The organism is Enterococcus sp. DIV0660C, from assembly GCF_017316125.1.
Lineage (GTDB): Bacteria > Bacillota > Bacilli > Lactobacillales > Enterococcaceae > Enterococcus_B.
In genome coordinates this window covers 1-26,027 of record NZ_JAFLWA010000039.1, presented here as the reverse complement: position 1 = coordinate 26,027, position 26,027 = coordinate 1, and the positions used below count along the sequence as shown (strand labels likewise).

General features: G+C 36.5%; 27 protein-coding genes, 1 pseudogene and 1 other annotated feature. Of the genes and pseudogenes, 5 read left to right on the top strand and 23 right to left on the bottom strand.

From position 1 onward, the window contains the following. Positions 1–13 precede the first annotated feature (13 nt). The 8 genes from rny to DOK81_RS10690 all read right to left on the bottom strand — a co-directional run bounded on the left by rny (position 14) and on the right by DOK81_RS10690 (position 9,463). Positions 14–1,570 carry a ribonuclease Y gene (rny, locus tag DOK81_RS10725; protein ID WP_206910768.1) on the bottom strand — a complete coding sequence of 519 codons (1,557 nt, stop codon included), beginning with the start codon at positions 1,568–1,570 and terminating at the stop codon, positions 14–16. Positions 1,571–2,052: 482 nt separating this feature from the next. Next, positions 2,053–3,099, bottom strand: a complete 1,047-nt coding sequence (recA, locus tag DOK81_RS10720) for a recombinase RecA (RefSeq protein ID WP_206910767.1) — start codon at positions 3,097–3,099, stop codon at positions 2,053–2,055. Positions 3,100–3,203: 104 nt separating this feature from the next. Then, the gene (locus DOK81_RS10715; protein ID WP_206910764.1) at positions 3,204–4,448 is read right to left on the bottom strand and encodes a competence/damage-inducible protein A; all 1,245 of its coding nucleotides are present in this window, start codon (positions 4,446–4,448) and stop codon (positions 3,204–3,206) included. A gap of 94 nt (positions 4,449–4,542) precedes the next feature. Then, entirely contained in the window at positions 4,543–5,121 is a 579-nt protein-coding gene (gene pgsA / locus DOK81_RS10710) for a CDP-diacylglycerol--glycerol-3-phosphate 3-phosphatidyltransferase (RefSeq protein ID WP_206910762.1), read from the bottom strand. A 154-nt stretch (positions 5,122–5,275) separates the two neighbouring features. Continuing rightward, a complete protein-coding gene (locus DOK81_RS10705; RefSeq protein WP_206910760.1) occupies positions 5,276–6,160 on the bottom strand; it encodes a RodZ domain-containing protein in 885 nt (294 codons plus the stop codon). 22 nt (positions 6,161–6,182) lie between these two features. After that, complete coding sequence (locus DOK81_RS10700) at positions 6,183–6,908, bottom strand: SDR family oxidoreductase (RefSeq protein ID WP_206910758.1); 726 nt, start codon at positions 6,906–6,908, stop codon at positions 6,183–6,185. A 1-nt stretch (position 6,909) separates the two neighbouring features. Beyond that, positions 6,910–8,202 carry a pitrilysin family protein gene (locus DOK81_RS10695; RefSeq protein WP_206910756.1) on the bottom strand — a complete coding sequence of 431 codons (1,293 nt, stop codon included), beginning with the start codon at positions 8,200–8,202 and terminating at the stop codon, positions 6,910–6,912. Then, a complete protein-coding gene (locus tag DOK81_RS10690; protein WP_206910754.1) occupies positions 8,195–9,463 on the bottom strand; it encodes a pitrilysin family protein in 1,269 nt (422 codons plus the stop codon). Before DOK81_RS10690 ends, DOK81_RS10695 begins: the two co-directional genes overlap by 8 nt. A 149-nt stretch (positions 9,464–9,612) precedes the next feature. Between DOK81_RS10690 and mscL the strand changes: the two genes are divergently transcribed. Continuing rightward, on the top strand, positions 9,613–10,077 hold the full coding sequence (mscL, locus tag DOK81_RS10685; protein ID WP_206910753.1) for a large conductance mechanosensitive channel protein MscL: 465 nt from the start codon (positions 9,613–9,615) through the stop codon (positions 10,075–10,077). Positions 10,078–10,117: 40 nt separating this feature from the next. On the opposite strand, the gene DOK81_RS10680 is transcribed toward mscL, so the two are convergent. The 12 genes from DOK81_RS10680 to DOK81_RS10625 form a co-directional block, all read right to left on the bottom strand. Further along, on the bottom strand, positions 10,118–10,549 hold the full coding sequence (locus tag DOK81_RS10680; RefSeq protein ID WP_206910750.1) for a GNAT family N-acetyltransferase: 432 nt from the start codon (positions 10,547–10,549) through the stop codon (positions 10,118–10,120). Positions 10,550–10,636: 87 nt separating this feature from the next. Beyond that, positions 10,637–10,882, bottom strand: coding sequence for a Veg family protein (locus DOK81_RS10675; protein ID WP_067484607.1), 246 nt, complete (start codon positions 10,880–10,882; stop codon positions 10,637–10,639). Positions 10,883–10,987: 105 nt separating this feature from the next. Next, positions 10,988–11,569, bottom strand: a complete 582-nt coding sequence (locus DOK81_RS10670; RefSeq protein WP_206910747.1) for a sigma-70 family RNA polymerase sigma factor — start codon at positions 11,567–11,569, stop codon at positions 10,988–10,990. A 75-nt stretch (positions 11,570–11,644) separates the two neighbouring features. Continuing rightward, entirely contained in the window at positions 11,645–12,175 is a 531-nt protein-coding gene (locus tag DOK81_RS10665; RefSeq protein ID WP_067484601.1) for an NYN domain-containing protein, read from the bottom strand. A gap of 4 nt (positions 12,176–12,179) precedes the next feature. After that, positions 12,180–13,037: a 23S rRNA (guanosine(2251)-2'-O)-methyltransferase RlmB gene (rlmB, locus tag DOK81_RS10660; protein WP_206910741.1), complete on the bottom strand. Its 858-nt coding sequence runs from the start codon at positions 13,035–13,037 to the stop codon at positions 12,180–12,182. After that, on the bottom strand, positions 13,030–13,425 hold the full coding sequence (locus DOK81_RS10655) for a Mini-ribonuclease 3 (RefSeq protein ID WP_206910738.1): 396 nt from the start codon (positions 13,423–13,425) through the stop codon (positions 13,030–13,032). Before DOK81_RS10655 ends, rlmB begins: the two co-directional genes overlap by 8 nt. Further along, positions 13,422–14,834 (bottom strand): cysteine--tRNA ligase, encoded by a 1,413-nt coding sequence (cysS, locus tag DOK81_RS10650; RefSeq protein WP_206910735.1) that lies wholly within the window; start codon positions 14,832–14,834, stop codon positions 13,422–13,424. The genes DOK81_RS10655 and cysS overlap by 4 nt, the downstream gene beginning before the upstream one ends. Further along, positions 14,831–15,367: a serine O-acetyltransferase EpsC gene (gene epsC, locus DOK81_RS10645; RefSeq protein WP_206898077.1), complete on the bottom strand. Its 537-nt coding sequence runs from the start codon at positions 15,365–15,367 to the stop codon at positions 14,831–14,833. The genes cysS and epsC overlap by 4 nt, the downstream gene beginning before the upstream one ends. A gap of 79 nt (positions 15,368–15,446) precedes the next feature. Continuing rightward, positions 15,447–15,658: a binding site (T-box leader), on the bottom strand. Further along, positions 15,655–17,115, bottom strand: a complete 1,461-nt coding sequence (gene gltX / locus DOK81_RS10640) for a glutamate--tRNA ligase (RefSeq protein WP_206910733.1) — start codon at positions 17,113–17,115, stop codon at positions 15,655–15,657. Its footprint overlaps the feature before it by 4 nt. A gap of 175 nt (positions 17,116–17,290) precedes the next feature. Next, positions 17,291–18,442, bottom strand: a complete 1,152-nt coding sequence (locus tag DOK81_RS10635; RefSeq protein ID WP_206910730.1) for a PIN/TRAM domain-containing protein — start codon at positions 18,440–18,442, stop codon at positions 17,291–17,293. Between the two features lie 28 nt (positions 18,443–18,470). Further along, the gene (gene radA / locus DOK81_RS10630; protein WP_206898080.1) at positions 18,471–19,844 is read right to left on the bottom strand and encodes a DNA repair protein RadA; all 1,374 of its coding nucleotides are present in this window, start codon (positions 19,842–19,844) and stop codon (positions 18,471–18,473) included. A gap of 40 nt (positions 19,845–19,884) precedes the next feature. Continuing rightward, positions 19,885–20,418: a dUTP diphosphatase gene (locus DOK81_RS10625; protein ID WP_206910728.1), complete on the bottom strand. Its 534-nt coding sequence runs from the start codon at positions 20,416–20,418 to the stop codon at positions 19,885–19,887. A gap of 218 nt (positions 20,419–20,636) precedes the next feature. Here DOK81_RS10625 and proB point away from each other — a divergent pair, with 218 nt between their 5' ends. From proB to DOK81_RS10610, 3 genes are all read left to right on the top strand, one after another. Continuing rightward, positions 20,637–21,437 (top strand): glutamate 5-kinase, encoded by an 801-nt coding sequence (proB, locus tag DOK81_RS10620; protein WP_206910727.1) that lies wholly within the window; start codon positions 20,637–20,639, stop codon positions 21,435–21,437. A gap of 59 nt (positions 21,438–21,496) precedes the next feature. Further along, positions 21,497–22,744 carry a glutamate-5-semialdehyde dehydrogenase gene (locus tag DOK81_RS10615; RefSeq protein ID WP_206910725.1) on the top strand — a complete coding sequence of 416 codons (1,248 nt, stop codon included), beginning with the start codon at positions 21,497–21,499 and terminating at the stop codon, positions 22,742–22,744. A gap of 117 nt (positions 22,745–22,861) precedes the next feature. Then, positions 22,862–23,206: a hypothetical protein gene (locus DOK81_RS10610; RefSeq protein WP_206910723.1), complete on the top strand. Its 345-nt coding sequence runs from the start codon at positions 22,862–22,864 to the stop codon at positions 23,204–23,206. 47 nt (positions 23,207–23,253) lie between these two features. Here DOK81_RS10610 and DOK81_RS10605 read toward each other — a convergent pair whose 3' ends face one another. Continuing rightward, positions 23,254–23,583, bottom strand: a complete 330-nt coding sequence (locus DOK81_RS10605) for a hypothetical protein (protein WP_206910721.1) — start codon at positions 23,581–23,583, stop codon at positions 23,254–23,256. A gap of 456 nt (positions 23,584–24,039) precedes the next feature. Then, a complete protein-coding gene (locus tag DOK81_RS10600; RefSeq protein ID WP_206910718.1) occupies positions 24,040–25,236 on the bottom strand; it encodes an MFS transporter in 1,197 nt (398 codons plus the stop codon). Positions 25,237–25,348: 112 nt separating this feature from the next. Between DOK81_RS10600 and DOK81_RS10595 the strand changes: the two genes are divergently transcribed. Then, positions 25,349–25,864 carry a PadR family transcriptional regulator gene (locus DOK81_RS10595; RefSeq protein ID WP_206910717.1) on the top strand — a complete coding sequence of 172 codons (516 nt, stop codon included), beginning with the start codon at positions 25,349–25,351 and terminating at the stop codon, positions 25,862–25,864. Between the two features lie 40 nt (positions 25,865–25,904). On the opposite strand, the pseudogene DOK81_RS12340 reads toward DOK81_RS10595, so the two are convergent. Then, positions 25,905–26,027 (bottom strand): annotated as a pseudogene (locus DOK81_RS12340) (DUF2798 domain-containing protein); the annotation flags it as partial.

The following is a 26,027-nucleotide window of genomic DNA, read 5'->3' as shown; positions in this document are numbered from 1 at the left end:
CATTGGTCTTTTTTTATTTAGCGTAATCTGTTGCTCGCGTTTCGCGAATAACGGTTACTTTAATGTGTCCAGGATAATCCAATTCTTCTTCAATTCGTTTACGGATATCTCTAACCAAACGAACTGCCTCTAAATCAGAAATCTCTTCAGGTTTTACCATTACACGTACTTCACGTCCTGCTTGTACAGCAAAACTTGAATCTACACCAGCAAAACTATTAGAAATATTTTCTAAGTTTTTAAGACGACGAATATAGTTTTCTAACGATTCACTTCGTGCACCAGGTCGAGCAGCAGATAATGCATCAGCTGCTGCCACAAGCACCGAAATAACCGATGTTGCTTCCACATCACCATGATGAGAAGCAATGGCATTGATAACCACTGGATTTTCTTTGTATTTGGCAGCTAGTTCTGCACCAATCTCAACATGGGAACCTTCAATTTCATGATCAAGTGCTTTCCCAATGTCATGTAGTAAGCCTGCGCGCTTAGCTAATTGGATATCTTCGCCTAATTCTGCAGCTAAAATCCCAGACAACTTAGCAACTTCTACTGAGTGCTTCAATACATTTTGACCATAACTTGTTCTAAATCGTAACCGTCCCAAAATCTTAATCAAATCTGGATGGAGTGTATGCGCACCAACTTCAAATGCAGCTTCTTCACCATATTCACGAATACGTTCATCCATTTCCTTACGTGATTTCTCAACCATTTCTTCAATACGAGCTGGATGGATACGCCCATCTTGAATTAATTTTTCCAACGTCATTCTTGCGATTTCTCTACGAATTGGATCAAAACCAGAAAGAACAACTGCTTCAGGAGTATCATCGATAATCAAATCAATTCCTGTCAGTGTTTCTAATGTGCGGATATTGCGTCCTTCTCTACCAATAATGCGACCTTTCATCTCATCGTTTGGCAAAGTAACAACTGATACTGTAGTTTCAGAAACTTGATCTGCTGCACAACGTTGAATAGCTAATGAAAGTAAGTTCTTCGCTTTACGATCAGCCTCTTCTTTTGCACGTTGTTCAGATTCTTTCACCATAACAGTTAACTCATGATTCAACTCTTCCTCGGTTGACTTCATGATAACATCCTTTGCATCTTCTTTAGATAAACCAGCAATTTTCTCTAATTCTTTTTGTTGATCTTCAATCAATTTTTCAACGTCTTGTTCTCGCTCTTCAATTAATTGCTGTTTTGAACTAAGTATTTCTTCTTTGCTTTCAAGTGAGTTCTCACGTTTTTCCAATGAGTCATCTTTACGATTCAATGTTTGTTCACGTTGAATCAATCGATTTTCTTGAGATTTTAATTCTAATTTACTTTCTCTCAGCTCACTTTCAACTTCAGAACGATATTTCTGATTTTCTTCCTTAGCTTCCAACAATGCTTCTTTTTTTAGAGTCTCTGCTTCTTTCTTTGCACTTTCGATAATACCTACAGCCGATGTTTTTGCACCGGCTATCTCTTTTTCGTGACGTGACTTCGCAACGACCAACCCTAAACCAAGACCGACAATTAAACCGATGATAGCGAGGAGAATGTTGAATACCATAAAATCCACCTCCATACTATCTTTTTCATTTTATCAATCACGTAGTTTTTCTGATAAACTATTTTAATCTTATCAATATGCCTACTTGCATATGTGTATAAAAAGTACACAAGTTTATTCTAATGTTTGTACCCCTTAGTGTCAACTTTAAATAAACAAAGAAACTGCTTTCTAAATTTATATTAAACGGTGGTTTTTTATTTACGAAATCAAAAAAAAGACTGACAACACTTAATTTATTAGTTGGACCTAATCTTTTTTTCTTCTCAAATATAAAGATCAAGTATTTGATTATTCTAATTGAACGAGTTAGCCATAACTGTTATATCAGAGTGCAGATCATTTAAAATATACATCAGTAATTACAAACGTTCTTTTATTTTTAACCATTTTTACTCTTGATGAGATTCTTTAAATTTTAACCATCATGTCCGACAAAAAAGGCCGAGACAGCTTGTCCCGACCTTTGAAAATCAAATCAATTATTCTTCTGTTAAAGGTAATTCTTCCTGCTCCGTTTTTTCCTCTGTTTCAGTGCCTTCGCCAATGCCATAAGCTTCGCGCACTAAGCCAGAAATTTCATTCATCATTTCTGGATGTGTAGACATATAGATTTTCGCATTTTCGCGTCCTTGACCAATACGATCTTCTTTATATGAATACCAAGCACCACTTTTATCAACGATATCTTTTTCTACCGCCATATCAAGTAGCTCTCCTTCTTGTGAAATTCCTAGTCCATACATTACATCGACTTCTGCTACTTTGAATGGTGGTGCCACTTTATTTTTAACTACTTTGATTTTTGTACGGTTTCCGACAATATCTGTCCCTTGCTTCAATTGTTCTGCGCGGCGTACTTCTAAACGAATCGTTGCATAGAACTTCAATGCGCGTCCTCCAGGTGTTACTTCTGGATTACCAAACATTACGCCTACTTTTTCACGAATTTGATTGATAAAAATTGCAATGGTTTTTGTTTTATTAATTGAACCTGATAATTTACGCAAAGCTTGAGACATCAAACGAGCTTGTAATCCAACGTGAGCGTCCCCCATTTCGCCATCAATTTCTGCTCGTGGAACTAACGCTGCTACTGAATCGACAACAACGATATCTACTGCGCCACTTGAAACTAATGCATCAGCAATTTCTAATCCTTGTTCACCTGTATCTGGCTGTGATAACAGCAATTCATCAATATTGACGCCTAATTTTTGGGCATATTGTGGGTCCAATGCATGCTCAGCATCAATAAAAGCAGCTGTCCCCCCATTTTTTTGTACTTCGGCAATTGCATGAAGTGCAACAGTTGTTTTACCAGAACTTTCTGGCCCATAAACTTCAATGATTCTGCCACGCGGATAACCGCCTACTCCTAATGCTACATCTAAAGCAAGTGAACCACTTGGAATTGTTGAAATTTGTTGGTCGATTTTCTCGCCCAACTTCATAATAGAACCTTTACCATAACTTTTTTCGATTTTTTTTAACGCAGCATCTAAAGCTGCTTTACGATCATCTGCCAATACGATAATCCTCCTTATATTCACATTAACAACGTCATTTCAATACAATTATCATAGCGGTTTTAGAATTAAAAAGCAAGAAAAACCGAACAAATATTCGCATTTTATTTTTTTCTTAAAATCCGCTTACGTAACATGCTCAATCCTTCCATTACTGCACTACGACGAATCGCTTCACGTCCGCGTGTAAATTGAAACTTAGCTGCACTTACATCATTAACTGAAGCTACAGCAATCCAAACTGTCCCAACAGATTGATTTTCTAGCATTTCTGGTCCTGCGACCCCTGTGAACGAAACTGCATAGTCCGTCTTCGCTAACTTTCTTGCTTGCTCCGCCATTTTTTCGGCGCATTCTTGACTAACTGTCCCATGTTTTCTCAAAAATTGTGGGTCGATTTTTAAAAAATCGGCTTTTGTTTCTTCTGAATAGGTCACGAATCCTCCAGGGAAAACTTCAGAAACACCAGAAATTTTTCCTAATGTTGCTTGGAACTCTCCTGCAGTCAAACTTTCAGCCGCAGTCACTGTTTTTCCTCTTTCTTTTAGCAAATCAACTACAACTTTCTCCAAAGAATTATCATCCCCATAACCATAGAAATATTCGCCCACTCGCTCTTGAATTTTTTCTTCAAGTGCAAGTAACGCTTGGTTACCAGCATGTACATCATTTGTTTTAACTGTTAAACGTAAGGTAACTTCATTGGGTTTCGCATAGGGTGCAATTGTTGGATTGATTTGGGTGGAAATCAGTTCAGCTAACTCTGTCACTAATTTGGATTCACCAATTCCATAAAAGCGTAGAACACGTGAAATCAATTTTTCTTTTGAAGGAAATTTTTCAATTAATAATGGGCGCACTTGCTCAATGAACATTGGCTTCAGTTCATTCGGTGGTCCAGGGAGTAGGATATAAGCATGTGATTCTTTTTGGATAAATGTCCCGACAGCTAGCCCCGTACGATTAGGTAACACAATCCCTCCTTCAATAGTTTGCGACTGTTGTAAGTTATTCACAGTCATTTGACGTTTGGTTGTTTCAAAAAATTCTAATAACTTTTGGTAAGCCTCTCTATCTTGAACTAACTCTTTATCTAAATGGTCAGCTGTTACTTCTTTTGTTAAGTCATCTTCAGTAGGACCTAATCCACCACATAAAATAATCAACTCGCTCCGTGACTCTGCTAATTCTAACAACTCATCTAATCTTTGTCTGTTGTCTCCAACCACTGTCTGATAATAAACCTCGATACCAAGATCTGCTAACTGCTCAGCCAAAAAAGTTGCATTTGTATTGACTACTTGACCAAGAAGTAGCTCTGTTCCTACTGCAATAATCTCTGCTTTCATAAATTTGCCTCTCCCTAATAATTAATACGCTGTAACGCAAATATTTTTTATTTAAAAAAGCTTGGGACACAATTGTCGCCAAGCTTTTTTGGAATTACATCGAACCCTTAAACACACTACTATTTTTGGCAAAGTAATCAACACCAGAATAGATAGTAAATACTAAACATGCATAAAGCATAATTTGATCTAATGGAAGACCAATCAAATTAAATGGAATATTATTGATCAGCAACAAAATAATTGCAACCATTTGTGTAGCAGTTTTCACTTTTCCAGGCCATGCAGCTGCCATTACTTCACCATGTTCAACTAATAATAAGCGTAAACCCGTTACCGCTAATTCTCGACAAACAATAATCGCAACAACCCAAGCTGGTGCCTTATCTTGTCCAACCAGCATAATAAATGCCGTCATAACTAGCATTTTATCTGCTAAAGGATCGGCAAATTTTCCAAAGTTTGTTACTAAACCTTGAGAACGAGCAATTTTTCCATCAAGCCAGTCCGTAATACTTGCAATTGCAAAAATGATTGCTCCGACTACTTGTGTTACAGCAACAGTTGTTGTTCCCACCGTTAATTGTCCCCAATCCAAGGGTACCCCTACAACAAGGATAAAGATTGGGATCATACAAATTCTTATCACAGTTAATTTATTTGGTAAATTCACACTATTGCACTCCTTTCTTGTTCATTTTACGTGAGTCTCTTTAAAGTTTCCACAGAAATAACTTACTTTTTCTACTTACAAAAAAATTATTCGTTTTACGATTGAAAAACTGCAATAAAAATCGAATGGATTTTTATTGCAGTTTTTGTCTGAACTATTCTGCATATTGGACAGTAAGGTTAACATTTTTGGGACTTAAATTATTTTCTCCAGCGTTCACTGGCACATCTTCACCATTTGCTTTAATTGCAACATTACTTGCTGCACCGATTGTCACGACTGCATTAGGTACATTGGCAGCAAGCTGTGTACTCTGTGATTCACCAACTGCAAGTGTTCCTTGGTAAACATATGCCCCGTTTACCATCACACCTACCCACACGCGATCTTTCGCTGTGAATTCCAGCGTCAAAGGCTCCGTTGCATCTGTAATATTCACATCAATCGCATTTGCTGTATCTGTACCAGCAGTAATCGTCATTTTCTTTTCCTCAGTCGTTGATTCAACTGTTGAAGATTGTACTGGTGATGACTCACTTACATGTGAAGATTGTTTTGTTTCCTCAATTGAGCCATCAACTGTCATTGATGAGCTTGCTTCACTAATAATTGGTGCTGCTTGTCGATCTTGCCACGTCATATAGCCAACCACAATCACGATTGCAACTGCGACCAATCCTAATAAAAGAACAGGCAGACTTGTCCAAAATTTACTTGGTGCAAATTCTTCTTGGTGCATTGCTTTTCGTGAACCACTCACAGTTTCCGGTTCTGGTCTTTTAATTTCTGAGCCATCAGATAATTTTCTTTTTCCATCGAAAACATCTACAAGTTTATCGCCATCTTCTCCAACAGCTTGCGCGTACTGGCGAATAAATGCACGTACATAAAACTTACCAGGAAGTTGATCGAATTCGTCGTTATCAATTGCTTCGAGGTAACGTTTTTGAATTTTTGTAATTTGTTGTAATTCGTCTAAAGATATTTTTTTATTTAGACGAGCTTGCCGTAATTTTTCCCCAATGGTTTCAAAAGCCACTCGTTCATCTTCTCCAGTCTTTTTATTCTAGCCAACCACCCGTTATTGGTAATGTAATTCCAGTGATATAGGCCGCCTCTTTTTGTAATAAAAATGTCACAGCAGCAGCAATTTCTTTTGGCTGAGCTAGTCTTCCTAACGGGATCGACTCTTTTAACTCCGTTAATTCTATTTCAGACCAGTCATGATTCATCGCTGTTGCGACAGCTCCTGGCGCTATGACATTGGCCGTTATTCCTAATGTTGCCACTTCTTTTGCATAAGCCTTAACAAAGGCTTGTTGGGCACCTTTAACAGCACTGTAAACTGTTTCCATACTGCTTCCTTGCATCCCATAAACAGAACCAATAAACACAATTCTGCCATAATCAGACCGAGCAAGTTTTGATTCCAGTCTTTGCAAAAGCAATAGTGGAGATTTCACATGAATTTGCCACAGCTGATCCATATCTGGTCCCGTATATTCCTTAAACAAAGCATATTTCGTAAATCCTGATGCAAAAATGACACTGTCAACTTGAAATAATCCTTGTGTAAATTTCGGTATTTCTTCCATGTTTAACATATCTAAGGATACCATAAAAAAATCTTGCAGCGGATAACATTTTTGCAAGTCTAAAACGAAATTTAATACTTTTTTTTCATTACGATGATAGTGACAATACAATGACCAGCCCTCTTGTGCCAACTGACGACAGATTGCTTCACCAATGTCCCCACTAGCTCCCATAACTAACGCTGTTGGCATCTTACTCACCTTGTGGTTCCATATAAAATTCACTAAACGTCTCAGCTGCTAAGAAAGCTGAACCAACTGCTAATACATCAGTTAATCGGATGGATTCAATCACTTCTGGTAAATCAAATAAAGTGTACTCACCATAAAGGCTTTGCGTAAATTGATTAGCAATATACTCAATGGAATTAAGTGATTGGAAGTATTTACCTAGCATTTTTTTCTTCAATAATTCAAGATTTTTTTCATTTACTTCTGGATCCTTCTCAAATCCAAGAACGATTTTCCGCACTTGTTGCGCAGCACGTTTTGGTTCGTCCGTATCACCACTAAAATCAGCAAAATGAAATTCACGATCTAGACTAAATTCAAAACCAAAACTATCATCAATGATTCCTTCATTGTAAAGTTTCAAATAGTTTTGAGACGTGTTTCCCAACAATAATTGGAATAAGAGATTCAATGCTGTTTTATAGCGCATCAATTGATAGCCATCTGCTGGTAACTCGTCAACACCTTTAATCCCCAAAACGAATTTTTTACGTGTTACAGCCGCTCTTAGATGACTTTCTTCAATAATTTCATCGTTATTTTCAGGAAAATATCGCTTGATTTCTTTCACTGGTGGAAATTCTTTGCTCATTTGATTTTCTCTGATAACTTCCATTATTTTCTCTGGATCCAAATTCCCTACTAAAAACAAAACCATATTACTTGGTTGATAAAATGTGTGATAGCAAGTATACAAATCATCTGCCGTGATTTTATCAATACTATCAACCGTCCCTGCAATATCGATGTGTAAAGGATGTTTTGGATATAAGTTATTCAAAATACCAAAAAATAGACGCCAGTTAGGATCATCTTCATACATTTGGATTTCTTGTCCAATGATTCCTTTTTCTTTGTTGACTGTCTCCTCAGTAAAATATGGCGCCTGCACAAAGTCTAGTAATGTCAACAAGTTTTTTTCTACTTGATCTGTCGTTGAAAATAAATAACTTGTTTTGGTAAAGCTAGTAAAGGCATTCGCAGAAGCGCCTTGTTGCCCAAACAATTGGAAAACATCTCCGTCTTCTTTTTCAAATAACTTGTGTTCTAAGAAATGTGCAATTCCATCCGGTACCTTTGTCTTTTCATTCGCTCCATAAGGAATAAATTCATTATCGATTGAGCCATAATTCGTGCTAAATAAGCCATAGGTCTTGTGGTACTCATTTTTGGGTAATAAGTAAACGGTCAATCCATTTGGCAGCACTTCATGATAAAGCGTTTCATTAATTTGTGAATACTCGGTTTTATTCATTCATGCTTCCTCCATCTAAAAAGAAAATTGCTTGAAGCTCCACTTGATCTGCAATTTTTTGAACATCTTTGATTGTGATACTTTCTAGTCGAGCTAACCACTCGTCATCTGTTAATTTAGTTTCCGGCAGCCAGTTGTCTAAATAAGTCGATTCGATTGCAGCTTGTGGTGCATCAAGTGATAGCAAGTATTGATTTTTCAACATTGCTTTTGTTTGAGATAAATCGAGGTCAGTGATTTCACCATTTCGTAAGCTTTCTAATTGTTTATGAATCAAATTTAAAACCTTTTCGCGATTTTTCCCATCAATTCCTGTTTGAACAGTCATAAATCCGCGGAACGTGTCTACACTGCTAGAAGCATAATAAGCCAAGCTTTCTTTTTCGCGCACATTCATAAATAATTTTGAATGTGGAAAACCACCAAATAAGCCATTGAACACCATCAGTGAAAAACGCTCAGGCTGGTTGTAGTAAACATTTGTTTGATAGGCTAAGTTTAACTTTGCTTGTACAACAGGTTCGTGCATTTGGCGTTCTTTGATTACATTTGATTGTGGTTGCGCATAAAATATTTCTGGATGTGTAAATTCGCGATCAGTAAATGGCAAAGTTTGAATTGCTTTGATGACTTCCTTCTCGTTCACATCTCCAATGACAAAAATATCGACTTGATCTTCTGCCAAGACTTTCTTGTAATACGTAGCAAGTGACTCTGCCGTAATTTCTTTTAGGTCTCTTACGGTTCCAAAACTAGGGATTCTTTGAGCATCTGCTTGCTCAAAATAGAGCCGTTGCAGTGCTAATGATGCTAATGTCTGTTTGTCTTCATCTAAACTTTCTAAATAAGTTTTCAAATTGTTTTTTTCTAAATCAAACGTTTGATTATCGAACTGCCCATCTACAATGTTTGGCGCAAAGATAACCTCTTTCAAAAAGTCAACAACTTGGAGCAGAATTTTTGAGTCATTCACATAATCACCATTAACAAAACTGATGCCTGCGTTCAGCCAATGTAAATTTCCTTTTTTGCTTACACTCCAGCCAAAACTTGCACCATATAATTCAGCTAACTTTGCGCTAAGTTGTGTCTGGTCTGGATAATTTAAGCTATTTGTTTCTAATAAACTGCTCAGTAATGATCGCTGCGTAATGACTGCTCGATCAAGACGTGTTGTGAATCGAATAAAAATTCGAATCGTTTTATATTTTTTTGTTTGTAAGACATGTAAATTCACGCCTTCTGCCAATTTATTTGTCATAAGTCGTTGCTCCTTTTATCGTTACAGTTGATTCTAGTATAGCATAGAAGCTTAGTATTCAAGCATTTAGCGAACAAAAGCGTTTATTGTTTTTATATTTTTTTATTGTTAGATATACTAAAGGTAATGAAAAAGAAAGTAGGGGTTTTATGATTAAAGAATTTAAAGAGTTTATTGTGCGAGGCGATGTGCTCGATCTAGCTGTTGGGGTTGTCATCGGGAGTGCGTTCACAGGAATCGTTAATCAAATCGTAGAAGGATTGATTACACCATTAATTGGTTGGATAGTTGCTCTTATCACTGGTACTTCCGATTTGGACGGAGCGTTGTCTGTGTTAGACGTCACACCTGTCAAAGGCGTAACTTTTTCATTTGGTAATGTCGTTAGTGCTATTATTACATTTTTAATTACAGGTTTTGTTTTGTTCTTAGTGGTCAAAGCAGCAAACAAGGCAAAAGATTTACGTAAAAAAGAAGATGAAGAAGTTCTTGATGAACCAACAGCTGAACAATACTTAAGTGATATACGCGATTTATTGGCACAACAGGTAGCTGAAGATAATGGTCGTTCAACACTTCAAGCAAAAATAGAAGACGAATCAAATATAAAATAAAAAAAGTTGAAACAACAAAAATTTGTTGTTTCAACTTTTTTTATTTTTTCATATCAATGTGAGGAATATCATCTTCCAAATAAACATCTGAAATCGCTTGAAAACCAAATGATTCGTAAAATGAACGTAGATAATCTTGAGCACCAATAATAATTGACGCAGTTGGATACTTTTGTTCAATAACTTCCAAAGTCTTTTGAACGATTTCCTTTCCTAATCCTGATTTACGATGTCCTTTAGCTACCAAAACTCGTCCAAAATGTACGGCATCTTCTTGTTTGTAGATTCGTGTATAAGCAACTATGTTTCCCTGGTCATCTGTCAAAAACGTATGCAGCGCCTCTGGATCAATTTCGTCAACTTCTTGATATGGACACTTTTGTTCAACCACAAAAACGGCAATTCTCTCTTTTATTAGCAGATAAAATTCTTTTGTTGTTAATTCATCAAATGCTTTCACTTGGTAATTCATTCAGTAGCCTCCTAACAATTTATCTTTTTATAGATTACTTGTTAAAAAATAAAAAAGCAAACGAACCATACAAGGGCCCGTCTGCTTTTAAACTGCTTCTGTCAAAAATTCAATCTCTACTGTACGAGTTAATACATCAGAATAGCTGTAAGAAACTCGCTCAAAAGAGTTTTCTTCAGGATCTAAGTCAACGACAAAGACTGAAGGATAGGTTTCTGTTAAAACGCCGCGGCGTTCTGTTTGACGCTTTCTTCCTGTCTGAGCAACCAACATGATTTGGCTGCCGATACGACCTTCTAAATCTTTCTTGATTGTAGCTAAAGTTGTTGGCATACAGTTCACCTCATTACCCATTATAACAGATAATGCAAAACTTTTCAAGTCTACCATATAAAAAAAGGAAATGCAATAAAAAAATAGTTGACGCAGAAATGTTAACTAGTATTCTTCGCTGTACCCTTTCAAATGCTTCTTAATTTTCTGTTTTACACGGTTGTAACCACTCATTACCTGCTGAATATCCATTGATAGATCTTTAGCTATGTACGAAAAATCACTTCCTTGCATATAATGATGAAAAATCTGTGCTTCTCTTTTTGAAAAATGGATTTCACATGTTTCAATTGCTTCGTTCAACAGTAGCTGTTGGACTGCTACAGGTTCTTGAGTTGTCACTTCCGCTAAAAAATCTGGTCCCTCAGATTCAATTTTTTGTTCCATAGAAACCTCGTCTTTTTGATCTCTACGTTTTAATGCGTTTTGTTTTCTTAATAACGAATAGATTTGATTAGTAATAACACTTTTGTAATAACTACCAAAGCTAACTCCTTTGTTGTTTTCATAGGTTTTTAAAGCTTGATATAACGCGACACGTGCTTCTTGTTCCCAATCTTCGTTCATAAAATTCCGCACATAATAACTATTTTTCAAACGTAATAAAAGTGGATAATATTTCTGATAAAGGGTAGAAAATGCTTCTTCATCACCATCTCGTGCAGCATGTAATAACTCCTCAGGCATAAATAAATCCTCCATAATCTCTATTATGGAGGAATATTAGCATCAAAAATTACGTTATTTAATCTGATAACAAGGTTATCTGTCCTTTTTCATTAAATCGTCTAGCTTTTTAGACAATTTATGCAATTGTTCATCATTCCAAGGAGAATTACGTCGAAAATCAATAAAACGCATATTTATATTTTCTTGGGCTATTGTTTCTTCTGTCTTCTTGATTGTTTTATACAATTCATACGCAGAAGTTCGTAAGGCGCCTTGTGAAAATACTACCCACTGTTCCGCCAAATCACTTGTAGCCACTGTCACTTGTGTCAATCGATCATTCAATGTGCCTGCTACTCGCTCAATATAACTATCCGCTGTTTCATCTTCTTTGGTGAATACAACTTCTAACTGATATTTTTTATAGTTTTGTTGGATTCCTGGGACCAGTTGCGCATCAAAAACCACGATTACTTCAATTCCTTCAAACTTTGCATAATTAGACAAACGATGGAGCAAAGCTTCACGTGCATCAGCCATTTTATCTTGTTTTTTTAACAAAACAAGTTCTGGCCAAGAACCAATCATATTGTAGCCATCGACAATCAATAACTGCTTTTTCATCAGCTTACTCCCCCTGTCGTTGGGAAAATGCCTGATACATCAGTAGACCGGCTGCAACACTTGCATTCAAGCTTTGAACATGCCCTACCATCGGGATCGTCAACAGTTCATCCATTTCCTTTTTCAATCCTTGACTCATGCCACGTCCTTCATTACCAATTACTAATGCGATTGAACCTTTTGCATTCCAATTCTGAAAATTTGTCCCAGACATATCTGTTCCAAAAATCCAAAACCCAGCTTCTTTTAGTTGTTGAGCAGCTTGAATCAGATTAGTTACTCTTGCTACCGGAACATATTCAACTGCTCCAGTAGACGTTTTGGTAACGATTGGTGTGATACCAACTGCACGATGTTTAGGAATAATAACACCATCCACGCCGCTTGCATCGGCTGTTCGCAAAATAGATCCAAAATTATGTGGATCTTCTAGACTATCTAAAATTAAAAAGAAAGGATTTTCTTTTTTTGCTTTTGTTTGGTCAAGCAATTGTTCTAACGACAAATATTCATAAGGTGTGATAGCTAAAACTACGCCTTGGTGCACACCACGATCACTTAGCGTATCCAATTTTTGTTTAGGAACCCATTTTACGGGTACTGCTTGGTCACGAGCAATTATTTTTAATTCATCTATCTTTTCTCCATGAGCATCTTCTTGAAGAAACAACTTGTTTCCTCGTCCTTGTTGTAGTGCTTCCACAGCAGCATGATGGCCAAAGACAAAATTATCTTCAAGTGACTCGTCTTTTTCTTGCGTATGCTTTGATTCTTCTTTTGTTCTTTTTTGAGGTTTTGTTGATTGTTTCTTCCAGTCATTGCTCTGTCTTTTTTTATTTTTAAAATTATTTTTTCTATCCATTTTTTTCACCTATTTTCTGAATACACCAGTCAATCAATTCTTCCATTCGTTCAGTTTGCTTTGTTAGATGTAAATACCCCATCAACGCTTCAAAACCTGTAGCAATTCGGTAAGTCGTGATGTCTGCATTTTTAGCACCTGTATGACTCTTTGCATTTCTACCACGACGATAATAAATATCTTCTGTGTCTGTTAAAATATTTTCTTCTAGCATCTTTTGAATCAAGTAAGCTTGTGCTTTAGCAGATACATAATTTGTCGCTGTATGATGTAATTTATTAGGCTTTGTTTGACCTTGATCAATTAAGTAGTCTCGAATATAAATCTCATAAATGGCATCACCAACATATGCAAGAGCTAAACCATTTAACTGCGTGTAATCTCTCATACTTCTCTTCTCCAACGGGTTCCTTGGGGGGTGTCTTCCAAGATAATCCCTTTTTCTTTAAATAAGTCCCGAATTTCATCGCTACGTGCGAAATTTTTTGTTTGGCGTGCTTGGTTTCTTTCCTCAATCAGTTGTTCGATGTCTTCATCTAATAACTCTTCTGAGGTAAAGAAAATCCCAAAGATTGCTAACCATTGTGTATATAAAGTTATACCTTGCTCTAAAACTGGTAGGGAAACTTGTACTTGTTCCAAATAAGTGTTTAACCATTTTGCAAGTTCATAAACAACTGTGATTCCATTTGCTGCATTGAAATCATCATCCATTTCTTGAACAAATCTTGCTTTCAACTCAGTTAATTCTGCCATTTTGTTACTATCATCTGCTGACGAACTAGCAGCGCTGTCTTTACGGAATTGAACGTTATCATACGTATTTTTTAAACGTTGCAGATTGGTTGCAGCTTCTTTTATTGTTGCCTCACTATAACGAATTGGTCGGCGATATTGCGTCGTTGCCATGAAAAAACGTAGAACTTGCGGATCCACTTTTTGGATCATTTCATGAACAGTGATGAAATTACCAAGAGACTTACTCATTTTTTGATCTTCTTCACCAATCGTTACATAACCATTATGCATCCAATAATTTGCGAATTTTTGTCCTGTTTTAGCCTCACTTTGGGCAATTTCATTCTCATGATGAGGGAACTCTAAGTCTTGTCCACCGCCATGAATATCAATCGTTTCCCCCAAATGTTTTGTAGCCATAACAGAGCATTCAATATGCCAACCTGGCCGACCATTCCCCCATGGTGACTCCCAAGAAATTTCTCCAGGCTTGGCATTTTTCCATAAAGCGAAATCTAAAGGATCTTCTTTCAACTGTTGTTCATCACCTGTTCGCTGACTAGCACCAATTTCAAGTTCATCAATTGACTGATCGCTTAATTGGCCGTAATCTTTAAAGCGACGTGTGCGATAATAAACATCACCTTGTGCTTCGTACGCATAACCTTTTTCAATCAATACTTGGATAAACGATAAAATATCTGGCATGTGATCCATTACTCGCGGATGCAAGGTTGCTGGTTCCACGTTTAACGCTTTAGTATCTTCCTCAAATGCTTGAATAAAACGATTTGCAACTTCTGGTGCTGTGATTCCTAAGTCTTTTGCCGCACGGATGATCTTATCATCTACATCTGTAAAGTTCGAAACATACTTTACTTGATAACCACGGTATTCGAAATAACGACGAATTGTATCAAATGCAATGGTACTGCGTGCATTTCCAATATGGATGTAATTATAAACTGTTGGACCACAAACATACATTCCAACCTGACCTTCTTTAATAGGCACAAATATTTCTTTCTCTCGAGTAAGTGTATTATATATTTTTATCATTCTGTTCTCCTTATCTTTTCACCTTTAATCCGAACAACTTTTGCCGGAATACCAACTGCTGTAGCATCATCTGGTATGTCATTAAGTACCACGGCTCCTGCCCCTATTTTTGCATATCGACCAATTGTCACTGGGCCTAAAATTTGTACATTTGCAGAAAGCAACGCGCCTTGTTTAACTGTAGGATGTCGTTTGCCTGTTTGTTTGCCTGTGCCACCTAAAGTCACTCCATGGAATAAGACCACATCATCTTCAATTTCCGCCGTTTCCCCGATTACTACGCCCATTCCATGATCAATAAAAACACCTTTACCAATTTGGGCGCCAGGATGAATTTCAATTCCAGTCAGAAAGCGCCAAAATTGGGCAATGATTTTAGCCAACAAATACAAACGGTGTTGATATAAGAAATGTGAAAGACGATGCCAAAGTAACGCATGAAATCCTGGATATGTTAGAACAATCTCTAAAGTCGAACGGACAGCAGGATCATTTTTTTTGGTAGCAGTAATTATTCGCGTAAACCAATTCACTCACTTTCACTCCTTTCTATAACATATTTATGTAATCAAAACTATAAACAAAAAGCGCCTTTTAAATAAGTTTCCTTAAATAAAAGACGCTAACGGCGTGGTTCCACTTTTTTTCATAATCAAAACAGATTACCTCGAAGCAAGATAACGTCTGCTACCCGTTTTTAGCTACTTATGTTCGCTAAAACCACTCCCAGAGGCATTTCAACACCTAATTTGTAACGACTTTCACCTTCCGCCGTCTCTCTATGAACAAACTACCTGTTTACTTCTTCTGTTCTTTGTGTTTATTTTATTACTTGGCTCAAATGAGCAAGTGCTTTTTCACGACCCAATAATTCGACTGTGTCTGGTAATTCAGGCCCATGCATTTGACCTGAAACAGCCACACGAATTGGCATAAATAAGTTTTTGCCTTTTACACCAGTTTCTTTTTGGACTGCTTTGATAGCTGCTTTAACTGTTGGCGCATCAACAACTTCCATTTCTTCTAATTGAGCTTTGAATGCTGTCAAGACGGCTGGAACTGTTTCACCAGCTAAAACTTCTTTTGCTGCATCATTTAAAACGGGATGTTCATTAAAGAATAACTCTGATACTTCAACGATTTCCGCAGCATAGCTCATTTGTGGTTGATACAATTGAACGATTTTTTTCACCCACTCAATTGTTTTTTCATCTGGATCTTTTTCAACTCGACCGTCTGCAATCAAATAAGGTAGACACATATCTGTTAGTTCGTCTAAATCCATTTCTTTCATATAATGGTTATTTACCCATTGTAATTTTTTTGCATCGAATGCTGCTGGTGACTTGCTCAAACGTTCTGGATCAAACATTTTCACTAATTCTTCTTGACTGAAAACTTCTTCTTCACCTACTGGTGACCAACCAAGCAATGCAATGAAGTTGAACATTGCATTCGGTAAGTAACCTAATTCACGATATTGTTCGATAAATTGAAGAATTGATTCGTCACGTTTACTTAATTTTTTACCAGTTTCGCTGTTAATAATCAGCGTCATGTGACCAAACGTTGGTGGTGTCCAACCAAATGCTTCATAAATCATCAATTGTTTTGGTGTGTTTGCAATGTGGTCATCTCCACGTAAAACATGAGTAATTTTCATTAAGTGATCATCCACTGCTACAGCAAAGTTATAAGTTGGCATGCCATCACGTTTTTGAATGACGAAGTCTCCGCCGATGTTATCTGATTCAAATGAAATTTCACCTTTGACCATATCGTTGAATTTATATTCTGTATTGCGCGGCACACGGAAACGAACAACTGACTCTAGACCTTGCGCTTCTTTTTCAGCTTGTTCTTCTGGAGTTAAGTTGGCACATTTCCCACCATAGTGAGGCATTTCACCGCGAGCGCGTTGTGCTTCACGTTCAGCTTCTAATTCTTCTTCTGTACAGTAACATTTGTAAGCTCGATTGCTTGCAAGTAATTGATCAATCAGTGGTTGATAAATTTCTTTACGTTCAGACTGACGATAAGGACCATATTCTCCTGGATTTTCAGGAGATTCATCCCAATCCATTCCTAACCAAGCTAGATTTTCTAACTGACTTTTTTCTCCATCTTCAATGTTACGTTTTTGGTCAGTATCTTCAATACGAATGATGAATTCTCCATCATTGTGGCGAGCAAATAGATAATTGAATAATGCAGTTCGTGCATTTCCAATATGCAGATGCCCTGTTGGACTTGGTGCATAGCGTACGCGTACTTTCGTCATTTTCTTCCTCTTCTTTCAAACTAGACTTATGTGACTAACAGCAAAAATCCGTCAGCTTTGACCTTAAAAACATTATTTATTTAAAGTCACTCAGCAAAATTTTACCTTTTCTAGTGCAAATAGTAAAGCCAACCGATTGAATTTCCTCATCAGTTGGCTTATTTTATTTATAAAATTAAGATTTCGTCTTCGTTTCTGAATTTTTTTTGTTATCAATCCCTCGACCTGCATGTGCTGGTTTGGCAAAAATCATTCGACCAGCCGCTGTTTGCAATGCACTAGTTACAACAACTTCAAGATGCTCGTTCATATAATGCTGGCCATCTTCAACAACAACCATAGTTCCATCATCTAAATAAGCAACACCTTGCTGACGCTCTGTTCCGACTTTTACGACTAAAACATTCATTGTCTCACCAGGAATAACAACTGGTTTGACTGCATTTGCTAAAGCGTTGATGTTCAACACTGGCACATTTTGAAACTCAGAGACTTTATTCAAGTTATAATCATTAGTGACAATCACACCATCTAAAAGTTTAGCTAATTTAATTAATTTACTATCAACTTCACTGATTTCCTCAAAGTCTCCATCATACATTTCAACAGAAATACCTTCTTCTTTTTGTAAAGCATTTAAAATATCTAGTCCACGACGCCCTCGAACTCGTTTCAAACTATCACCAGAATCTGCGATGTATTGCAATTCATATAAAACAAAATTTGGAATCATTAATGTTCCTTCTAAAAAACCTGTTTTAGCAATATCATAAATTCGACCATCAATGATAACGCTCGTATCCAAAATTTTATATTTATGGAAATTGTCTCCTGATTTACGTTCCAATAGTTGGCTTTCAAATTGAGTTGGTGATTCTTGTTCTACTTTCTTGCTTCGTGGTGCAAAAATTTTCTTCCATTCATCGATTCGAGTTGTCCCCATTCTCATACCAAAATAACCTAAAAAGATCATCAATAAAATGGGTAAAACGCTATTTACAAATGGAATTTCCATGTTGTAAAGAGGAGTTGAAATAATCACCCCTAAAGTTAGACCAATAATTGTACCAATTGCTCCAAACAATAAATAAGTTAAACTAATCTCACTTAATTTTTCTTCTACTTGTTTCAGCACAGCAGCAATATGTTTTGCTAATAGCAGAGATAAAATAAAGAAAATAAGTGCACCTAACAGGCTATTAGTAAACGTATTGTTCAGCCAGCCATTGGTTTGTTGACCGATTGCTTGCCAAGCAGTTGGTAAAAAAGAAATACCTAAACTTGCTCCGGCAATAATCATCAACAACGTAATGACGCGTTTTTGCATAGTTGTTCCTCCATTTCAATTTTTTATTTTATGATTGAAATACTTTTTTAAGTGTTTCGCCCAATGTTGCGACTCCAATAACTTCAATACCCGTTGGAGCCTTCCACCCACCTAAATTATTTTTTGGTAAATAGACTTTCGTAAATCCTAATTTTTGAACCTCTTTGACACGTTGTTCAATATGACTTACACGTCGAATCTCACCAGTAAGCCCAATTTCGCCAATAAAACATTCTGTTGGCTGTGTTCCTTTTTCTTTATAACTTGATGCAATACTTACCGCAATCGCTAAATCAATTGCTGGTTCATTTAATTTTACTCCACCTGCCGCTTTTAAGTAAGCATCTTGATTTTGTAATAATAAACCGGCTCGTTTTTCTAAAACTGCCATAATCAAAGAAACTCGGTTAAAATCTAACCCGGTAGTCGTGCGTTTCGCATTTCCAAACATAGTTGGGGTAACTAAAGCTTGGATTTCTACTAAAATTGGACGAGTGCCTTCCATTGCAACAACGATTGCTGATCCTGTTGCACCATCTAGACGTTCTTCCAAAAAAATCTGAGAAGGATTAGATACTTCTTCTAGCCCGTGTTCACGCATTTCAAAAATACCAATCTCATTGGTTGAGCCAAAACGATTTTTCACTGCACGTAAAATTCGGAAACTATGATGTTTTTCCCCTTCAAAATACAAAACAGTATCCACCATATGTTCCAACATTCTTGGTCCTGCAATCGAACCTTCTTTAGTAACATGTCCGACAATAAAAATAGCAATGCCATTCGTCTTCGCAATTTTCAATAATTCTGCAGTTGTTTCTCTTACCTGGCTAACGCTCCCAGCAGCACTTGTAATGTCTGGTTGAGTCATTGTTTGGATTGAGTCAATAATGACATAATCTGGTTTAAGTTGTTCAATCGCATGACTAATTTCGTTCATATCTGTTTCTGCATATAAATAAAACTCGGTATCAATATTTCCTAAGCGTTCCGCACGAAGTTTGATTTGTTCTGCACTTTCTTCACCAGAAACATATAAAACTTTTCCCCCAATAGCTGCTAATTGCTGAGATACTTGTAAAAGCAGTGTTGACTTCCCAATCCCTGGATCTCCACCGATCAGTACCATTGAACCTGGGACTACTCCCCCCCCAAGTACACGGTTCAATTCAGTTAATTTCGTTTGCACACGAGGTTCTTTTTTAGGGACCACCTCGTCGATTTTTGTGGGCTTTGCTCGTTCGCCAGTTAAACTTGTACGGACTCGACGATCACTTGTATCTTGTTCAATCTCTTCGACCATCGTATTCCATTTCCCACAATTTGGGCAACGTCCCAAAAATTTAGGCGACACATACCCACAATTTTGACAAACAAATTGTGTCTTTGATTTTTTTGCCATTGCCTCGCCTCCTTTAAATAGCTAGTAAATACTGGCCAAGTTAATCTTTATTGGAAGAACCAAATCCGCCTTCTCGACTTGTTGTTGTTTCATCTTGGTCTGCCTTCAAAAACGGCAAGAAAATACCTTGCCCAATTCGTTCACCTTTTTTGATTGTCACATCTTTAAAACCAAAATTAGTAAACTGGAACATGATATGCCCCTCATTATCTGGATTATTGTAGTAATCACTATCAATGACCCCAACACCATTTGTTAAAACTAAAAATCGTTTTAAAGGATTACTTGAACGATTAGCTAACTGTAAGAATTCATCTTCTCCCATATAAGATTTGATACCTGTTGGCACCAAAATAGGTTTTAGTTGTTTTTCATCAATTGTTATTGCATTTTCCCCCATTGATCCAATCAATGTAGTAAGACCATTTTTTATCCCTGATTTCCAAATACTTGGAATAATAATATCTGCCGCAGCTTCAAAATCATATCCTGCAGCATGGTGTGTTGCTCTTTTTGGTAAATTGATTTCTTGACTCGCATAGTTAGAAACGACTTCAAAACCTCTTTTTTTCACGAATCTTCCCCCTAGAATAAACTATGTTTTATTTTACCATATTCACACTACCAAAGACCTTTCTTTGCAAAATCTTCAAAAAATTCTGCTATCCTATAGCAAAGTCTTCAAAGATCGTCCTTTTTTTCTTCTTTTAAACATGACTTTAGACACTAAAACAAGTAGAATAGAAAAAAATTACATACAAAATTTATTCAATTAATTATTAGAGGTGTCTCATGCGCAAAGAACTAACTCAAGCAAAACGAATTATCATCAAAGTAGGTACAAGCACATTGATTTATCCAAACGGAAAAGTAAATCTAGCGGCGATTGATCAACTTGCTTTTGTTTTAACTGATTTACGCAATCGTGGAAAAGAAATCATCTTGGTTTCCTCTGGTGCTGTTGGTGTTGGAATGACAAAAATGAATTTGAATAAACGACCACAAACGATTCCTGAACAACAAGCAATCGCTGCGATTGGTCAAGGTGAGTTAATAAACATTTATAATCAACGATTCGCAACTTACGGTCAGCAAACTGCACAGGTTTTAGTTACGCGTGATGTAATCGATTTTCCAGAAAGCAGAAAAAATGTAACCAACACTTTAGAGCAACTGTTTTCCCTTGGCGTAATCCCAATTGTAAATGAAAATGACACCGTTGCAGTCGATGAGCTAGATCATTCGACAAAATTTGGAGACAACGATCAACTTTCTGCAATCGTAACTCAATTAGTTACAGCGGATTTGTTGATTGTCTTATCTGACATTGATGGCTTTTATTCTGATAATCCCACAACTAATGCTCAAGCTGAACTATACTCATTGGTTACTGAGATCAATGATGATTTGATGGCCAAAGCTGGTGGTGCGGGAAGTACCTTTGGAACAGGTGGCATGCTCAGCAAACTACAAGCAGCAAAACGAATTTTTGATGCGAATCGCTCCATGGTCCTTGCAAACGGGAAAAATCCAGCAATTATTTTTGATATCTTAGCTGGTAAAGAAATCGGTACATTTTTCAAGCAAAACTAAAAGACTATTTTTGATGAGAGAACTCGACTAACTTTTATAAAAACAAAGGAGGATTTACGATGATCGACTTAAGACAGCTCGGAGAAAATGCTAAAAGCAGTGCTACTACCTTGGCTTTAATGAGCACGACAGATAAAAATAGCTTGTTACTTAAAATGGCGGATGCTATTGAAGAAAACCAAGCAACCATTCTTGAAGCTAATAAAGAGGACTTGGCTCATGCAACACAAAATAAAATTAGCGAGACAATGCAAGATCGATTAAGACTTACACCTGAAAGAATTCATTCGATGGCAGAAGAGATAAGAAAGGTTGCCCAACTGGAGGATCCGGTCGGAAAAGTTGATCATATGTGGAAAAATGAGGACGGCTTGCTGATTGGAAAAAAACGTGTACCACTTGGTGTTATTGGAATTATTTATGAATCACGGCCAAATGTCACAACAGATGCTTCCAGCTTAGCCTTCAAATCTGGAAATGCAGTTATCTTGCGTGGTGGAAAAGAAGCTTTTGTTTCCAATCAAAAACTAGTCGAAATCCTACAACAAGTTTTGGTGGACAATGGGCATTCTCCTTACGCAATTCAATTTGTAACAGATACTTCTCACGAGGTTGCTGATCAATTAATGAACTTAACCGATTATTTAGATGTTTTGATTCCTCGTGGAGGAGCAAATTTGATCCAACGGGTAAAAGCTCATGCTACTGTGCCAATTATCGAAACTGGTACAGGAAACAATCACATTTATATTGATAAAGACGCGCAATTAGAAATGGCAAAAAAGATTATTGTTAACGCAAAAGCATCTCGTCCTTCTGTTTGCAACGCTGCTGAAACGTTATTAATTCATGCAGAAGTCGCTCCTTTTTTCTTGCCAGTACTTGAAAAAGCATTAGTTGACAGTGGTGTGGTACTGCATGCAGATCAACGTTCACTAGAATTTTTAGAAACAGCATCTTTAGCAACAGATGAAGATTGGGATACAGAATATCTTGATTATATTTTAGCAGTAAAAATCGTTGACTCTATCGACGAAGCGATTACCCACATCAATCGCCATAACACGAAACACTCAGAAGCAATCGTTACAGACAGTTATTCTGCTAGTCAAAAATTTTTAAATCAAGTTGATGCTGCTGCAGTCTATGTAAATGCCTCTACCCGATTTACTGATGGTGCTGTTTTTGGATTTGGCGCTGAAATTGGTATCTCCACGCAAAAACTACACGCAAGAGGGCCAATGGGTCTTAATGAACTAACTACAACTAAATATATCATTTACGGTGACGGTCAAGTACGTGAGTAACATCTAATTTGTTTCACAAGAAACATTTGTTATCATAGATTGTTCCCTCTAACTGTAAATTATGCAATAAAGGTGAATTATTTTTTTAAATGATTCACCTAATAGAAAGGTATTCTCATGTTTGAAATTTTAACCATCTTTTTAGTCTATTTATTTTCCCTAAACATTGCCGCTTTTTTTGGTGTCGCTTTACTAACACTTTTCTTTCAGATAAAAAAAAGAAGTCAAGGCATGCAGCGAGAAAAATGGACAAAGTATTTTGAAAAAATTGGACCTAAAGGATTACTGATTCGGCTTTATATAAGCTATATGTTAGCCTTAAGTTTATTAGCAGCGATTAATTACGTGTCATTTTTTAATCATTCATTGCCGTATACGGTCACACTTTTAATTGCAGGTTTTTTTCATTTAACTTACAAATATCAATTGAATAAAGATCAATTGAAACACAGATTTCATTAGATTAGGGAGTGTGTAGTTGATAGAATCGCTACACACTCCCTAATTGATTAATTCCAGTAGTTTTCTGAATCTGTCTCAAAATTTCCTTCATGAATCGAAAAACCATCAAATGTCTCACCATCATAATATCGAAGTAATTCATCGACAGATAAGTTCATCGTCTTTTCTTTTTCTTCATCTAATTCTTCCAGCATTTCTGTACGATACGCTTGATAAATCGTTGCTAATCTTTGTTGCATGGTTTTTCTAGATTCACCTTGTGCATTGATTGTTGGTAATTCTTTTAAATAGCCTCGATACACTGGTCGTCCATCGACCAATTCAATGGGTAACTCGACGAACGTTAGCCCTACTTCACGAAAATTTTCTTCAAACATTTTACTTTACTCCTCACTATTTTGTTACAGGTTACTCACTGAATCATTAAGAGAAAAAATATTTACCTTATGTTTAATTTCCATTTTAGATTTTTGTTTAATCCTTTATAGTTGGCAAGCAATTAATTTACCTTTAATGAACCGGCGCATATGGCTATTGCTCTCTCACTTCTCTTTTAAATACTATCCTTGCTAGCTTATATGCCTTGATTTTAGCGGATATTATTCTTTTTTACCAGTGGCTCAAACATGCTGGCTATATTATGCGAGTGAAGACACTCAATTGGCTTAGCTGGATTCCCTTAAGTATTACTTCAGTACTGACTTCCATCCATTAGTTGTCTGACGCACATTCAATCCGTGAGATTCTTAAAAACGAAGGTACGGAACCGTGTAGCAGAAAAATAAAAAATCCTAGAAACTTCGTTTATAAAGTTTCTAGGATTTTTTTCATTTTTATTTTTGGTCTCCTTCTTCTGTTACAAAGTATTGTCGATGATAAATAATAAATCCTAAACTTAACAAAACAATGATTGCTGCAAAATAAAACGAATATTTTTCATCAAAGATTTCGCCTATTTTACCCGCAATAAATGGTGCCAGAGCTCCACCAAAAAAGCGGACAAAACTATAGCTAGAAGAAGCTACATTTCTTTCCAAGCCTGGAATTTCCATAGCAATAGTCGTTAACAATGTATTAATAATTCCCTGAAAAAATCCAGCTAACACAATACTGATTGGTACGAGTATCGAGATTGATGTTCCTAAACCAAGTAATATTAAACAAAGTGTAAAGAAAACAAAAGCAGTCATAATCGTGCGGTAGGTTGTATACTTTCTTTCTAAAAATGGTGCTACAAAAATAGAAGAAATTGCTAACAATACGCCCCAACCAAAAAAGACAAATCCAACTTGCATCTCAGTGTAACCTGTTAACAGAAATGGTGCATATGCAAGCAAAGTAAAAAAGCCAAAATTGTAGAGTAACGCGATTAATCCAACTGAACGTAATTTATGATTAGCTAAAGCTTTCACTCCTTCTAAAAATTGAACCTTACGTTTTGGTTTTTCAATTTCAGGCAATAAAATAGCCAACGCAATAAAGGCACACAACATTAAAAAAGCAACGCCAAAGAATGGGTATCTCCATGATCCACTTCCGAGTACGCCACCTAACAATGGACCAATGGCCATTCCACAGCCAATCGCAGCTTCATACATCATAATTGCTTTTTCTGTGTTTCCTACCAAAATGCTAACGATTGTCGCCAGTGCTGTTGAAACAAACAGTGCATTACCAATTCCCCAGCCAGCACGCAAACCAATCAATAAGCCAATATTATTTGATAACCCACCTAGTCCGGCAAATAACACAATAATCAATAAACCCATCATCAATGTTTTTTTCAAACCAATTCGACTAGATAAGAATCCCGTGAACAACATAACTACACCTGTTACTAGCATATAACTTGTAAATAAAAGCGTAGTTTCTGCAGGTGTTGCATTTAATTGTAAAGCAATTGTTTTTAAAATGGGATCAACCAATCCTACTCCCATGAATGCAATCATACAGGTCGCAGCCACAACCAATGCCGAATTTTTCTCGGAAGTCTGCTCTTTCATTTCAATTTTGTTTTCCAAATTTATCATTCCTCTCTAACTAGCATCATACATGACTTAAATTACATGTCAATATGCACATGTAATTTAAGTATATTTTTTGTGATATAATAAAAAAAAACGGAGAAAGGAGTATTACTCAATGAATACTTTATCTTATATTCTATTGTGTGTTCTTTTAACAAAGCCACGATCTGGCTATGAGTTAAAACAATTGATTAATATTTTCTGGGAAGCACACCATAGTCAAATTTATACAACCTTAGCGAAACTCGAACAACAAGGTTATTTATCTATCTTAGATAACGAGCAGCATTCACAGAAAAAAATTTATGAACTAACGAATGAAGGACGCTTACTCGTTGAAGAATGGATCAGGGAAGAAACTCCTTCACCTACACAAAAAGATGAGTTTTTAGCAAAAATCTATGCCTTTTCTACATTAGATAAAAATACAGCAAATGGTTTGCTATTTACGCGTGAACAACAGTTGAATAAAATACTTCAAAAAAACCAAGCAAAATTAGATGGTCTTACCTCAACGAAAAAAGAAGATTTTGGACGCTATGTCGTCATCAAACGAAAAGTTCTTCTTTGCCAACAGGAAATTTTATGGTGCCAACAGGTAAGAGATCAAATGCAAGCTTTCTTTGCATAAAAATAGAGTGTGTCATCTGCAGAGATGACACACTCTATTTTTATTTTGTTTGGATGATGTTCAATACTTTTCGAGAAATAGGCCCTACGAAAAGGAGTTGTAAAGGTAACGCTGCAACGACATTCATTTTCCAAGCGTTCAGATATGCTGGTAATAAATTATC